Annotated in this window: 13 protein-coding genes; 9 read left to right on the top strand and 4 right to left on the bottom strand. The window is 67.8% G+C overall.

All coding sequences use genetic code 11. The features are described from left to right. Positions 1–55: 55 nt before the first annotated feature. Positions 56–511 carry a preQ(1) synthase gene (queF, locus tag ASC70_RS10040; protein ID WP_056049582.1) on the bottom strand — a complete coding sequence of 152 codons (456 nt, stop codon included), beginning with the start codon at positions 509–511 and terminating at the stop codon, positions 56–58. A gap of 96 nt (positions 512–607) precedes the next feature. Between queF and ASC70_RS10035 the strand changes: the two genes are divergently transcribed. Then, a complete protein-coding gene (locus ASC70_RS10035) occupies positions 608–1411 on the top strand; it encodes an SDR family NAD(P)-dependent oxidoreductase (protein ID WP_056049578.1) in 804 nt (267 codons plus the stop codon). A 247-nt stretch (positions 1412–1658) separates the two neighbouring features. Then, positions 1659–2351: a TorF family putative porin gene (locus tag ASC70_RS10030; RefSeq protein WP_056049575.1), complete on the top strand. Its 693-nt coding sequence runs from the start codon at positions 1659–1661 to the stop codon at positions 2349–2351. Positions 2352–2424: 73 nt separating this feature from the next. Here the strand turns inward: ASC70_RS10030 and ASC70_RS10025 are convergent, their stop codons facing one another. The 3 genes from ASC70_RS10025 to ASC70_RS10015 all read right to left on the bottom strand — a co-directional run bounded on the left by ASC70_RS10025 (position 2425) and on the right by ASC70_RS10015 (position 7006). Next, positions 2425–3705, bottom strand: coding sequence for a CynX/NimT family MFS transporter (locus ASC70_RS10025; protein ID WP_056049572.1), 1281 nt, complete (start codon positions 3703–3705; stop codon positions 2425–2427). Between the two features lie 2 nt (positions 3706–3707). Beyond that, positions 3708–6122, bottom strand: coding sequence for a TonB-dependent siderophore receptor (locus tag ASC70_RS10020; RefSeq protein WP_369815078.1), 2415 nt, complete (start codon positions 6120–6122; stop codon positions 3708–3710). A 152-nt stretch (positions 6123–6274) separates the two neighbouring features. Further along, a complete protein-coding gene (locus ASC70_RS10015) occupies positions 6275–7006 on the bottom strand; it encodes a GntR family transcriptional regulator (RefSeq protein ID WP_056049567.1) in 732 nt (243 codons plus the stop codon). Positions 7007–7289: 283 nt separating this feature from the next. Between ASC70_RS10015 and ASC70_RS24925 the strand changes: the two genes are divergently transcribed. The 7 genes from ASC70_RS24925 to ASC70_RS09985 all read left to right on the top strand — a co-directional run bounded on the left by ASC70_RS24925 (position 7290) and on the right by ASC70_RS09985 (position 12284). After that, the gene (locus ASC70_RS24925; RefSeq protein WP_156396198.1) at positions 7290–7442 is read left to right on the top strand and encodes a hypothetical protein; all 153 of its coding nucleotides are present in this window, start codon (positions 7290–7292) and stop codon (positions 7440–7442) included. 124 nt (positions 7443–7566) lie between these two features. Beyond that, positions 7567–7863, top strand: a complete 297-nt coding sequence (locus ASC70_RS10005) for a hypothetical protein (RefSeq protein WP_047409632.1) — start codon at positions 7567–7569, stop codon at positions 7861–7863. Further along, a complete protein-coding gene (locus ASC70_RS10000) occupies positions 7848–8114 on the top strand; it encodes a hypothetical protein (RefSeq protein WP_056049565.1) in 267 nt (88 codons plus the stop codon). The genes ASC70_RS10005 and ASC70_RS10000 overlap by 16 nt, the downstream gene beginning before the upstream one ends. Before the next feature lie 55 nt (positions 8115–8169). Next, positions 8170–8772, top strand: a complete 603-nt coding sequence (gene msrA / locus ASC70_RS09995; RefSeq protein WP_056049561.1) for a peptide-methionine (S)-S-oxide reductase MsrA — start codon at positions 8170–8172, stop codon at positions 8770–8772. A 79-nt stretch (positions 8773–8851) separates the two neighbouring features. Then, positions 8852–9076 carry a hypothetical protein gene (locus ASC70_RS24920; protein WP_156396176.1) on the top strand — a complete coding sequence of 75 codons (225 nt, stop codon included), beginning with the start codon at positions 8852–8854 and terminating at the stop codon, positions 9074–9076. A 131-nt stretch (positions 9077–9207) separates the two neighbouring features. Next, positions 9208–10593 carry a DUF4139 domain-containing protein gene (locus tag ASC70_RS09990; protein ID WP_056049556.1) on the top strand — a complete coding sequence of 462 codons (1386 nt, stop codon included), beginning with the start codon at positions 9208–9210 and terminating at the stop codon, positions 10591–10593. Further along, a complete protein-coding gene (locus ASC70_RS09985; protein ID WP_056049554.1) occupies positions 10593–12284 on the top strand; it encodes a DUF4139 domain-containing protein in 1692 nt (563 codons plus the stop codon). The genes ASC70_RS09990 and ASC70_RS09985 overlap by 1 nt, the downstream gene beginning before the upstream one ends. The last annotated feature ends 7 nt before the right edge of the window (positions 12285–12291 follow it).

The raw sequence follows: 12291 nt of genomic DNA, 5'->3' as shown, positions 1-12291 counted from the left end.
GCGCAGCCCTTCTCGGACGCGCCGGAATCCGCTTTCGTCGCTCGGGCGACCGTCTTCAGCCGCGGCCGCGATACGGGGCGACGCCCTGGTCGGGGACCCACAGCCCCTCGGGCGCGGGGCCGGTCTGCCAGAACACGTCGATCGGGATGCCGCCGCGCGGATACCAGTAGCCGCCGATGCGCAGCCAGCGCGGCTGGGCGATCTCGACGATCTTGCGGCCGACCTTGACCGTGCAATCCTCGTGAAATGAGCCGTGGTTGCGGAAGCTGGTCAGATAAAGCTTCAGCGACTTGCTCTCGATCAGCCAGTCGCCCGGCGCGTAGTCGATCACCAGGTGGGCGAAGTCCGGCTGTCCGGTCACCGGACACAGCGAGGTGAACTCCGGCGCGACGAAGCGGGCCAGATACAGCACGTCGCTCTGCGGATTGGGCACGCGCTCGAGGACGGCGGCCTCGGGGTTCTCAGGCGCGTCGACGACGCGGCCCAGCTGGGTGACATTCAGATCGGTCATCGCCGCGATTTAGGCTTCCCGGCGCGGCGAGACAAGCCGCTTGGCCCCGGCTACAACGTCGCGAACAAGTGTTTGCCGCGTGGCTGGGAGAGAACGATGTCGGGACGGGACTTCGACGGATTCACGGTGGTGGTCACGGGCGCCTCCACGGGTCTGGGCCGCGCGATCGCGGTGGAAACCGCCCGGCGGGGCGCGGGCCTCGTCATCGTCAACTTCGCCCGCAGCGCCGAGGAGGCCGAGGAGACCGCCCGCCTGGTCCAGGCCGAGGGGGCCAGGGCCGCCCTGGTCCAGGGTGACGTCGCCACCGACGAGGACTGCCGCAGGATCGCGGCGGCCGCCGACGCCACGGGCCGGATCGACGCCCTGTTCAACAACGCCGGCGTCACCAAGTTCGCCCCCGACCACGCCGACCTCGACGCGGTGAACGCCGAGGACTTCCTGCGGCTCTATTCGGTCAATGTGGTCGGCGCCTTCCAGATGGTGCGCGCCGCCCGCTCGCTGCTGGAGGCCGCTCCCGCCCCGGGAGCCGTCGTCAACACAGCCTCGATCGCCGGCGTGGTCGGCAACGGCTCGTCGGTGCCCTATGCCGCCTCGAAGGGCGCGATGACCACCATGACCCTGTCGCTGGCCAGAGCGCTGGCGCCGCGTATCCGCGTCAACGCCATCTGTCCCGGCTTCATCGACACGCCCTGGTTCGGCAAGGCCATGGACGCCGAGCGCGTCGATCGGCTTCGGGCCGGCGCGGCGGCCGCCACGCCGCTGAAGGTCGCTTCGAACGCCGAGGACATCGCCGGGGCCGCGGTCTTCCTGGCCTCGCCCGCCTCGCGTCATGTGACCGGCGAGACCCTGCTGGTCGACGCTGGCCTGCACCTGGGCGGCGCGAGTCTTTCGATGCGGTAAATATCACAGGCGAGCGGCATTCGCTTTTCCGGCGCCTGTTGCCGATATGCGCATGATCTGAAGCAAAATCGTCACAGTGCGCTCAAACTTTGAGCCACAGGCGCCCTTCTCGCTGGCGTTCCGAGTCCCCTGATTGCAACTAAGGGCGGGTCGCCGACTAATCCAACGGGGACGCAAACGCGCTTGCAGGCGCCGTCGGCGCTTGGGAACCAACCCGAGAGACGACACAGAAAAAGGGGATAGAACTATGAAAGCCATGAAAATCGCGCTGGCCGCGGCCGCCGCCACCGTCGCGCTGAGCGGCGCCGCGATGGCCGAAGAGCTGAAGCTCTCCTACAACCTGGGCGTCGCCAGCGACTACGTGTTCCGCGGCGTCAGCCAAACCCAAGAAGATCCGCAAGTGTTCGGCGGCATCGATGCCGGCTACGGCATCGGCTACGCGGGCGTCTGGGCCTCGAACGTCGACTTCGGCGCCGATGACCCGACCGCCGAAATCGACCTGTACGCTGGCGTGAAGCCGACCATCGGCGACACCAACCTGGACCTGGGCGTCGTCTATTACGGCTACCTGGAAGACAAGGGCCTGACCCCCGGTTCGTACAGCTACGTCGAACTGAAGGCCGCCGCTTCGCACGCCTTCGGCCCGGCCACCCTGGGCGCCGCCGTGTACTACTCGCCGGAATTCCCGGGCAAGGGCGGCAACGCCACCTACGTCGAAGCCAACGCCGCGCTCCCGATCGCGCCGAAGCTGACCCTGTCGGGCGCCGTCGGCCACCAAGCCATCGAGAACTACGGCAACTACAACACCTGGAACCTCGGCGTCAGCTACGCTCTGACCGACAAGCTGTCGGCCGACCTGCGCTACCACGACACCGACGAACACAACTTCGGCAAGATCTATGACAGCCGCATCGCTGTCAGCCTGAAGGCCGCGTTCTAAGCCTCTCCGCTTAGTCCGAAAAATGACGAAGCCGCCCCGGGGGACCGGGGCGGCTTTTTCTTTGGTCGGTTTCCTAAGGCTGCGGCGCTCGGGGCGGCCGCATGGCCATCACCGCGACGAACACCACCGCCGTCACCGCCGCGAACAGCTGGAAGGTCGGGGCGAAGCTGCCCAGCCGGTCGCGCATGGCCCCGGCGATGAACGGCCCCGCCGCCGAGACGGCCCCGACCAGGCAGGTCAGCGAGAACAGCTCCAGATTGCTCTGGCGGCCGTAATAGTTCAGCAACAGCACGGTCACCGCCAGCACGGTGAGGCCGAAGCCGACGCCCGTGCCGAGGGCGTAGAGCAGCATCAGGGCCGGCGTGGCGGCGTGGGCCAGGGCCAGCAGGCCGGCGACCAGCATCCCTTGCGCGAAGACCAGCAGCCAGCGCGGGTCGATCCGGTCGCCCAGCGCGCCGCCGGCCAGGCGGGCCAGGGTCTGCATCAGCGATTCCAGGCTCAGCATCTTGGCCGCGAGAGCGCCCGCCGCCACCGCCGCCACACCGGCCGCGACGCCAAGCTCGGTCAGGTGGGTGACCGAGACGCTGGCCACGGTGACGCCGACCAGCAGGTGGCTGAAATAGGCCGCGACCAGGATGTAGAACTGCGGCGTGCGCAGCGCCTGCTTCACCGTCCACTCGTGGGCCGTGCGATAGACGCGGGCGTCGGCGGGGGCCTGACGGGCCTCCGCCTCTACCTTGAGATCGACCTCGTGCGCGGCCGCCGCCAGCCACTTGGCGCCCCCGACCATCAGGGCGCAGATCACGCCCACCGCCGCCGCCAGCACCGCCTGGACGATCCAGTAGAGCCGCCAGTCGTCATGGCTGGCGCCCATCAGGCTCAGGGCCATCCACGGCCCGGCCGCGCCGCCCAGCGAGCCGAAGGTGAAATAGATGCCGAACGGCAGGGCCCGCTTGCGGAACAGCGACGACAGAACGTGAGTGCCGGGGATCAGGGCGGCCATCTGGAAGCCGACTCCGCACGCGGCCGCGCCGGCGTAGTAGCTGAGCAGGCTCTCCGAATTGGCCAGCCCCAGGAAACCGCCGGCCAGCACCGCCGCGCCCAGCAGCAAGGTCCCGCGCACGCCGATCCGGCGGATCAGGATCGCCGGCAGCCACGACGAGGCGCCGGTGAACACGCCCAGCACCGAAAAGCCCAGAAACGCCTTCTCGAAGCTCCATTTCAACTCACCGATCATCGCCGGCAAGACGACGCCCAGCGAGCCGTAGGTCGAGGCGGTGATCAGGAACAGCAGCAGGCTGAACCCGGCCAGCAGCAGCCAAGGACGGAAGCGGTCTTCGGAAGTCGTGGTCACGATCAGAACGTCCGCTTCAGGGTGGCACGCCACTCGCGGCCCTTGCCCGGCAAGGCGCCGAGGTTGGCGTAGGTGTCGGCGTCTGGGGTGAAATAGAACTTGTCGAACAGGTTATCGATGTTGACCGACAGGGTGTACGGCCCACGGTTCACGAAAGCCGAGGCATTGACCAGGGCGTAGGCGGGATAGCGCACCGCGTCCTGCACGGTGCCGGCCGTATGGCTGACGTGGCTGACCCCGACGGTCGCGCCCGCCTGCCCCCAGTCATAGCCCTTGCTGGTATAGGTCCCGTACAGGCTGACCACCGACTTGGGGATCAGGGTGTAGGCGTAGTCGCCGCTTCGCCCTGGCAGGCCGGCGAAGCTCCACACCACGTACGAGCCGCCATAGGCTTGCGCGCCTGGGACGCCGGCGGTGTAGGCGGGGATGTACTGGAATGACGTGTCCGGCCCCTTCACCGTCGTGCGTTGGCTGTTGCCGGCGAAGGTGAACGACAGGCGCTCGGAGGCCAGCCAACGGACTTCCAGCTCGACGCCCTTGGCGCGCGTGCCCTGCACGGTCGGCGGCGAGATGGCCCCGGCGATCTGGGTGCGGTTCTGGCGGTAGGCGGCCAACGAGCCGATCAGGGTCCCGCGCAGCAGCTGGAACTTGACGCCCGCCTCGGTCAGGTCGGAGCTGGATAGCCACGAGCCGTCGGCCACCAGGTTCGGGGCGACATCGCCGGCCTGGCTCATCTCGAGCGCGGCGGCCTTGGCGTAGCTGACATAGGGCATCAGGCCGACCGGCAGCTTGTAGGTCAGGCTGGCGCTGTAGGTGGCCTTGTTCCGGTCGTCCGCCTGGCGACCCGCAACGACATAGCTGAGGAAGCCGGTGTCCTGGCTCTCGACGCTATAGTGGTCCCAGCGCCCGCCCAGCACCAGGTTGAAGCGGCCGGCCTCGATGTCGGAGGTGACGAAGACGCCCGTCTGCTTCCAGGTCGAGCGGTTGTCGTTCTCCCACCGCAGGCCGATCCCGCCCGGCTCGTCGTCGAACGGGCTGTCGATGGTGTCGGTGGGCGTGGCGCCGAAGCTGATGTCGCGGCGGTCCAGGGCGATCAGGCCGCTGTTGAAGCTCTCGCGGCGGCGGCCCTCGTACCAGCGGTGCGAGGCTCCGGTCAGGGTGCGGGCGTGGACGCCGCCGAGCTCAGTTGGGAAGGCGTAGGTCAGGCGGACCTCGCTGACCTTGGCGTTCGTCGCAGACGGATAGCCGTACGAGACGAAGCGCCTGTTGTCCTGGCGATCATGGAACAGCTGCAGCTTCAGCGACCGGTCGCCGCCCAGGTCCTGGGCCAGGTCGAAATAGAGGGTCTGGGTGTTGGTCCGCGAGAAGTCGGCCGGGCTGATATAGACCGTGCGGCGGTCGAGCCTGGTCGTGCCGACGCCGGTGTCCAGCGCGTGGGCCGCGTCGCTGCTCGGGAAGCCGTAGTATGGGATGTAGAGCGCGCTGGCATAGGGATAGAAGCCGACCTCGTTGGGCGTCAGCTTGCCGTTGCCGTCCGTGTCTTTCAGCGTCGTATCGCGGCCGGTGATGTAGGCGCGGTTGTCGATCAGGTCCTGGGTCAGGCGGTTCCAGCCCGGCGTCTGCACGTCGCCCGTCGAATGGAACACCATGCCGCCGAAGGCCGTGCTCCAGCCATTCCCGAGATCGAAGTCGGACGACAGCTCCAGCGTCTGGTGACGCGGATAGATGCCCTTGTAGTAGCTGTGGCTGTCCTCGGCCTCGCCATAGACCCAGACACCCCCCTCGGCCTTGCCCAGGGTCACGGGGGCGCCGAACTGGCCGGTGACCAGCTTCTTGTTGTAGCTGCCGAAGGTGGCCGTCACCTCCCCTTCCGGCGCGGCCAGGAAGCGGCCTTCGTCGCGGGCCGACTTGGGAATGAAGTTGACCAGGCCGCCGACCTTGCCGGCGCCATAGACCGGGGTCGGCGGGCCGCGCAGGATCTCGATCCGCGCCGCGCCGCCGATCGGGGTCGAATAGGTGCCGCGGTTCTCGACCCGCTTGAAGCCGCGGAAATAGTTCTCGGCCAGGGTGCCTCGGATGTTGAGCGCGCCGGGCACGCCGTAGAAGCTGGCCGTGTGGGTTCCGGGCGAGACCTTGGTGACGCCGTCCAGGGTCAGCACGCCGTAGCGCTCCAAGGTCACGTCGCTGACCAGGCTGGCCGATCGCGGCGTCTCGATCAGGGGCTTGGCGAGGCCGAACACGGTTTGGCTCGGCTGCTTTTCCAACAGACCCGCCTTGTCCCGCGCCACGATGACCACCGCGTCGACCTGATCGGCAACCTGGGGCTGGGCCGCTATTGCGTCGGCATGGGCGGCGATCGAGCTCAGGCTCGAAAGCGCCAGGACGCTGGCGGAGAGCAGGACGTTTCTGGGCGGCATCGCGGGTCGAACCTTCACGCCGCCGGGCGGGGAGGCCCGGCGGTCTAGGTTCCGATATCTGGGGATGACCTAGCGTCCGTCAAAATGCCTCCTGACATTTCAGTTATGATTGCGAAGGCGCTGTGGCGGGAAAGTCGCAGCTTACCTAGAGGTCAGGCGGCCCCGACGTGCGGTCGGGTCTGGGCTTCGGGCTGAACGTTCAGGATCTTCAGCATGGCCTGGCGCGAGGCGTCGGGATCGCGGCCGCCGATCACCCGCGCCACCTGACGGTGCTCCTCGATCTCCTCCAGCAACTCCTGCTCGGTGGCGCCGTTGAACGAGAACACCCAGAACCGGGCGGCCTTGTGCTGCAGCGGGATCAGGATCCGGGCTAGAGCCAGGTTTCCCGAGGCGCGGGCCACGGCGGCGTGGAAGCGCAGGTCCATGGCCACGAGCGCCGGCAGGTCGCAGGTCCGCGCGGCCGCCTCGCCGTCCGCGAACACGTCATACATGGCCTGGGCCTCGGCCTTGGAGGCGTTCTTGGCGGCCAGCGACGCGCAGTGCGGTTCGATCAGCACCCGGGCCTCATAGCCCTGGCGCAGCTCGACCAAGTCCAGCGGCGCGACGGTGGTGCCAGAGCGGGCGCGGCGGACGACCAGGCCTTCCAGCGCCAGGCGCCCCAGGGCGTCGCGCACCCCGGCTAGACCCGTATCGTAGCGCGCGGCCAGCGACTGCTCATCCAGGCGGGCCCCGGCCGACAGTTCGCCCAGGATCAGGTCCAGAAGGATGCGCTCATAGACCTTGGTCTTCTGCAGGTCCGGCGACCAGTCCTCCAGCCCGGAGGAATTGGCGACGTCCAGCACCAGGGTGCGAGCGGCGGGCGATTTCAGCGACGGCGAGGCCATGGGGAGTCCGTGAGCGGCGGTCGCTGATAGGTAGTGTGAAATGTCAGAAGACACCAGCGTCCCGTCTGCTCTCACGAGAGAAGACGTCATCGGAAGATGACGGGCGGCCCACTCCCGCATGGGACAAGGAACGACCAATTGCTCAGTTTCCGATCAGTTCGTCCGATGATCACCAAATCCTGCCCATCCCCGCGACCGATCGCCCCTCGAACAGGCAGGACCTTGCGCGATGGCGAACGTCACGCTACCTGTAACAAGCGCTAACTGGATTCATCGCTTCCACATGCAATCGCACTTCGCCTTTACCGCCTTTATCGCGACCGGCCTCACCGCTGGCGTCGCGATGTCGTGCGCGGTGGCGATGTGGAACATGATTAACAACCAGATTAAAACCGTTCCCATTCGGACGGGGCAAAATCGGCGCAAGCAGCGGTAGGAACCCTACCCTCACCACAGCCGAAGGATCGCAAGATCTCCAAAAAGCCCCGCTCCCACGAGCGGGGTTTTTTGTTGCGCGGTTCCTCGGTCCTCCAAGCCTCTCATGCACAGGACCAACCCCGATGAGCTACCTGCCCTCTCCACCAAGTTTCCACAGTGACTCCGACGGCGTCACCGTTCACCAGCTGCTGCTGGCCGCCCAGGACGCGCCCAGCGCTCTGGACGCCGTCCGCCAAGGTCTGGCCGACAGCGGCGCCGAGCTGTGCGGCCTGACCCTGAAGCCGGTCGGCCAGATCGTCGAAGCGTCTTTGCGCGTCCGTCACCTGGGCGACCAGGCCGCTCGCCTGCTGGCTCGCGACCTCGCCGCCTGGCCCGGCGTCAGCTCGGCTAGCGTCGAGCACCAGTGGGTGCGCCCGTGAAACCCGACGACGAGAAACGCCGCCTCTTCCTCGTCACCGCCGACGACACGCCCGACGCCCTGATGCGGGTCCTGGGCGTGGCGTCGGTGCAGCAGACTCGTCTGCGCGCCCTGTCCGCCGCTCCCGAGGGCCAGCATCTGGCCATTAGGCTCGAGATCGACGACCAGGGCGACGCCCGGGCCGAGGTGCTGGCCTTGCGCCTCGCGGCCTGTCCCTCGGTGCGCGGCGTCGGTTTCGGTTGGCGGGCGTAACTTCCACGCGTTTTCGTGCGTATCTAGGATGACACCCCGCGTGAAAGAGCCTCCGATGCGCCGCCTCCTCGTCACCCTCGCCGCGACCCTGGCCCTGTTCGGCCTGACCAACGCCTTCGCCGCGACGCCGCCCAAGCCGGCCAAGACCGAGACCGCCGTGTTCGCCGGCGGCTGCTTCTGGTGCATGGAGCACGACATGCAGGGCGTGCCGGGCGTCCTGAAGGTCGAGAGCGGCTACACTGGCGGCCACGTCAAGAACCCGACCTATCGCGACGTCACCAGCGAACAGAGCGGCCATTACGAGTCGGTGCGCGTCACCTATGATCCGGCCAAGCTGGACTACGGCTTCCTGCTGTATCGCTATTGGAAGCTGGTCGATCCCACCGACGACGGCGGCCAGTTCTGCGACCGCGGCCCGTCGTACCGTCCCGCCGTCTTCGTCACCCCCGCCCAGCGCCCGATCGCCGAGAAGTCCCGCGCCGAGGCCGCCAAGCGCCTGAAGTCCGGCACGATGAAGGCCCAGATCCTGGACCTGAAGACCTTCTATCCCGCCGAGGAATACCACCGCGACTACGCCAAGCGGCACGCCCTGGACTACGCCGCCTACCGCACCGGCTGCGGGCGCGACGCGACGCTGAAGCAGGTTTGGGGCGGGTGAAAAGGGCAAAATAGCGCCGCCCTGAGGTCCTCCATCACGACTTTACAATGGTCGAGCCGCAATAAGGAGGCGGCCGACTATGCAGAACTTCGATCCCAATCTTCACTTTTGGACCGTGGATATCACCGCCTGGGGGATTCATCGCACACTGCGCGATGCAGCTACCAAAGTCGCCTTGCTGTATTTCCGCGAAGTATCTGAGGAAGTAGCGCGACGTCGGATTGAGAACCAAGAAGCGGGTACCATAAATCGGGGCTTCGCAGCCTTTGAGATTGAACCGATCTTCCTTGGGGAGCCCTTATAGGGCTGTAGCTTTAAAGCTTGAGCCTCAGCGGCCACGCTGCTGGGGCTCAACCATTTCTTGCGAAGCTCAACCGCCTCGACTCCGCCCCAATCCCGTGTAGCTTACTTCTGTAAATACACGGGAGGACGTCGATGAACCGTCGGGCGCTGCTGGCCACGGCCGGCCTGTTGCTGGCTCCGCTCCACGCGGCCCACGCGCAAGAACGCGAGGTCTCGGTCACCATCTACAATTCCGACCTGGCGCTGGTCGAGGACGCGCGGTCGCTGGACCTGAAGGCCGGCCGCCAGAGGCTGGAGTTCAAGGACGTCTCGGCCGCCATCCGCCCCGAGACCGTCAGCCTGTCGGCGCCGGGCGTGACCATCCTGGAGCAGAACTTCGACTACGACCTGCTGACGCCGGACAAGCTGATGGAGAAGGCGGTCGGCCAGCAGGTCAGGATCGTCCGCACCAATCCCGGCGACGGCAAGGAGACCACCGAGGTGGCCACGGTGCTGGCCGCCAACGAGGGCGTGGTGCTGAAGATCGGCGACCGCATCGAGGTGCTGCGCGACGACGGCGTCCCGACCCGGGTGATCTTCGACAAGGTCCCCGAGACCCTGCGCGCCCGCCCGACCCTGTCGGTCAGCGTCGACGCCGCCAGCGCCGGTCCGCGCCAGGCCAAGCTGAGCTACCTGACCTCGGGCCTGTCGTGGAAGGCCGACTATGTGGCCCTGTTCGACGAGGCCAAGAACGCCTTGGATCTGCAGGGCTGGATCACGCTCTCCAACAACTCGGGCACGCCGTTCGAGAACGCCAAGACCCAGCTGGTCGCCGGCGACGTCAACCAGCTGAACCAAAATAACGGCTACCGCCCGCCGCGCCGCCAAGGGGGCTCGGGCATGATCAGCGCAGGAACCGAGAGCGGGACCGGCGAGCGCATCGCCGACTACTATGTCTATCCCCTGGCCGAGCGGACCACGATCGCCTCGAACCAGAACAAGCAGGTCGGCTTCCTGTCGGCCCAGGCCGTGGCGGCCAAGAAGGTCTACGAAATCCGCGAGGGCTGGTTCTCCAGTGACGCCGAGCCGGTCAAGGCCGTGGTCGCCATCCAGTTCAGCAACGCCCGCTTGGCCGGCTTGGGCAGCCAGCTGCCGGCCGGGACCATGCGGGTCTACATGCGCGACACGGCTGGCGATCCGAAGTTCGTCGGCGAGAATGCCATCGGCCACACCCCGGCCGGCTCGGAGTTGTCGATCAAGACCGGCGAGGCCTTCGACGTCTCCAGCCAGGCGACGCTGGTCGCCGAAACCAAGGTCTCCAAGACCCGCTCGCGCTACGAGATGCGCTACCTGCTGCGCAACGCCAGGGACCAGCCGGTGACGGTGGAACTGCGCCAGGGCGGCCTGTGGCGCGACGGCGAAGTCAAGGCCGAGAGCCTGAAGAGCCGCCGCATCGACGCGCGGACCCTGGGCTGGAGCGTGCCCGTGCCGGCAAATGGCGAGACGGTGCTGACCTTCACGGTCGAGACGGGGTGGTGATGATGCGCCGCAGATCCTCCCCCTCTGGGGGAGGTGTCGCCGGAGGCGACGGAGGGGGTAGCCCCGCCGTTTCCGAGCTTGCCTCCTCCGGCCCTCCGGGCCACCTCCCCCGGCGGGGGAGGATCTTGATCTGCGCCCTCGCCTTCGTCGCGGCCCTCCCCGCCCACGCGGCCGTGATCCCCTCCGCCGCCCCGGAGAAGGTCGCCATCACGCTCTATCGCGACGGCGACGGCCCGTTCCAGGCGATGGACGACTGGCAGCGCCAGCAGGCCAAGGAGCGCGGCCTGATCCTGGTCACCGAAACCCGCACGGTCGACCTGCCTGCCGGCCGCCATACGATCCGCTTCGACGGGGTCGCCGAGGGCCTGATCCCGCAGAGCGCGGCGGTCGAGGGCCTGCCTGGCAAGGCGGTCGAACGCAACTACGACTACGCCCTGCTCAGCCCTGGAACCCTGGTCGAGCGCTCGCTGGGCCAGCCGATCAAGGTGGTGCGCACCAATCGCAGGACCGGCCGGCAGCAGACGGTCGACGCCACCCTGGTCCAAGGGCCGAACGGCCTGATGGTCCAGACCCGCGAGGGCGTCGAGGCCCTGGGTTGCTCCGGCGGTCCCGAGCGCCTGGTGTTGGACCGTGTTCCCGACGGGCTGACCGACAAGCCCAGCCTGTCGACCGTCGTCGATGTGCCCGCGCCCACGCGTGCGAGGCTGACCGTGTCCTACCTGGCCCTAGGGGTGAACTGGCAGGCCGACTACGTCGCCAGCATCCACCCGGACGGCCAGCATCTGGACCTCACCGGCTGGCTGACCCTGGTCAACAGCGGCGGCAGCCAGTTCGCCGACGCCAAGACCCAGGCGGTGGCCGGCAAGCTCTCGCGCCAGTACGTGCGCGTCGACAAGGGCCGAGCCCAGTCGATCAACCGCGCCTGCTGGCCGATGGACACCACGCACATCGGCAAATCTCCGCCACCACCGCCCGCGCCGCCGGCGCCGCCCGCCGTGATGATGGCCGCGCCCATGGCCGAGGCTCGCGGCGGTGTCGAAGAGATCGCCGTCACCGCCCAGCGCGCCAAGCTGGCCGAGCAGTCGAACCTGGGCGACTACAAGCTCTACACCTTGCCTGAGCCGGTCACCCTGAACCCGCGCCAGACCAAGCAGGTGGCATTCCTCGACCAGAAGGACGTCACCTTTCAGCGGCTCTATGTCGTCGCGCTGAACGTCTGGGACAGCCTCGACGAAGAGAACGCCTTCCGCGCGCCCCAGGTGACCCTGCGCCTCGAGAACAAGACGTCCAACGGCCTGGGCAAGCCCCTGCCCTCCGGCGCCCTGTCAGCCATGGAGACGGTCGATGGCCGCCCGACCTTCGCCGGCGAACAGGCGGTGCGCGACGTGGCGATCGGCGAACCGGTCGATCTGGTCATCGGCCAGGCCATGGACGTCCTGGCCCGTCCGCGCCTGATCGAGGAGACGAAGCTTTCTAAGGGGCGCGTGCGCCGGACCTACGAGGTCGACCTGTCGAACGCCAAGACCATTCCGGTGACCGTCGAACTGCGCCAGAACCCGAACCTGCCGACCTTCAAGGTCGTGTCCGAGCCGCGCAAGCATGACATCCGCCAGGGCCAGGTCGCCTGGCGCGTGCCGCTGGGCGCCGGCCAGACCAGCAGCTTCCGCTACGCGATCGAGTACGGCGGCTAGCGGTGGC

The organism is Caulobacter sp. Root343, from assembly GCF_001425745.1.
GTDB lineage: Bacteria > Pseudomonadota > Alphaproteobacteria > Caulobacterales > Caulobacteraceae > Caulobacter.
The sequence above is the reverse complement of the archived record's forward strand: the minus strand, read 5'-3'. Positions and strand labels throughout refer to the sequence as shown.

Excerpts from the sequence above, each read along its gene's own strand:
- queF (WP_056049582.1), bottom strand. The coding sequence starts at position 511 with ATGACCGATCTGAATGTCACCCAGCTGGGCCGCGTCGTCGACGCGCCT.
- ASC70_RS10035 (WP_056049578.1), top strand. The coding sequence starts at position 608 with ATGTCGGGACGGGACTTCGACGGATTCACGGTGGTGGTCACGGGCGCC.
- ASC70_RS10030 (WP_056049575.1), top strand. The coding sequence starts at position 1,659 with ATGAAAGCCATGAAAATCGCGCTGGCCGCGGCCGCCGCCACCGTCGCG.
- ASC70_RS10020 (WP_369815078.1), bottom strand. The coding sequence starts at position 6,122 with ATGCCGCCCAGAAACGTCCTGCTCTCCGCCAGCGTCCTGGCGCTTTCG.
- ASC70_RS10015 (WP_056049567.1), bottom strand. The coding sequence starts at position 7,006 with ATGGCCTCGCCGTCGCTGAAATCGCCCGCCGCTCGCACCCTGGTGCTG.
- ASC70_RS24925 (WP_156396198.1), top strand. The coding sequence starts at position 7,290 with ATGCAATCGCACTTCGCCTTTACCGCCTTTATCGCGACCGGCCTCACC.
- ASC70_RS10005 (WP_047409632.1), top strand. The coding sequence starts at position 7,567 with ATGAGCTACCTGCCCTCTCCACCAAGTTTCCACAGTGACTCCGACGGC.
- msrA (WP_056049561.1), top strand. The coding sequence starts at position 8,170 with ATGCGCCGCCTCCTCGTCACCCTCGCCGCGACCCTGGCCCTGTTCGGC.
- ASC70_RS24920 (WP_156396176.1), top strand. The coding sequence starts at position 8,852 with ATGCAGAACTTCGATCCCAATCTTCACTTTTGGACCGTGGATATCACC.
- ASC70_RS09990 (WP_056049556.1), top strand. The coding sequence starts at position 9,208 with ATGAACCGTCGGGCGCTGCTGGCCACGGCCGGCCTGTTGCTGGCTCCG.
- ASC70_RS09985 (WP_056049554.1), top strand. The coding sequence starts at position 10,593 with ATGATGCGCCGCAGATCCTCCCCCTCTGGGGGAGGTGTCGCCGGAGGC.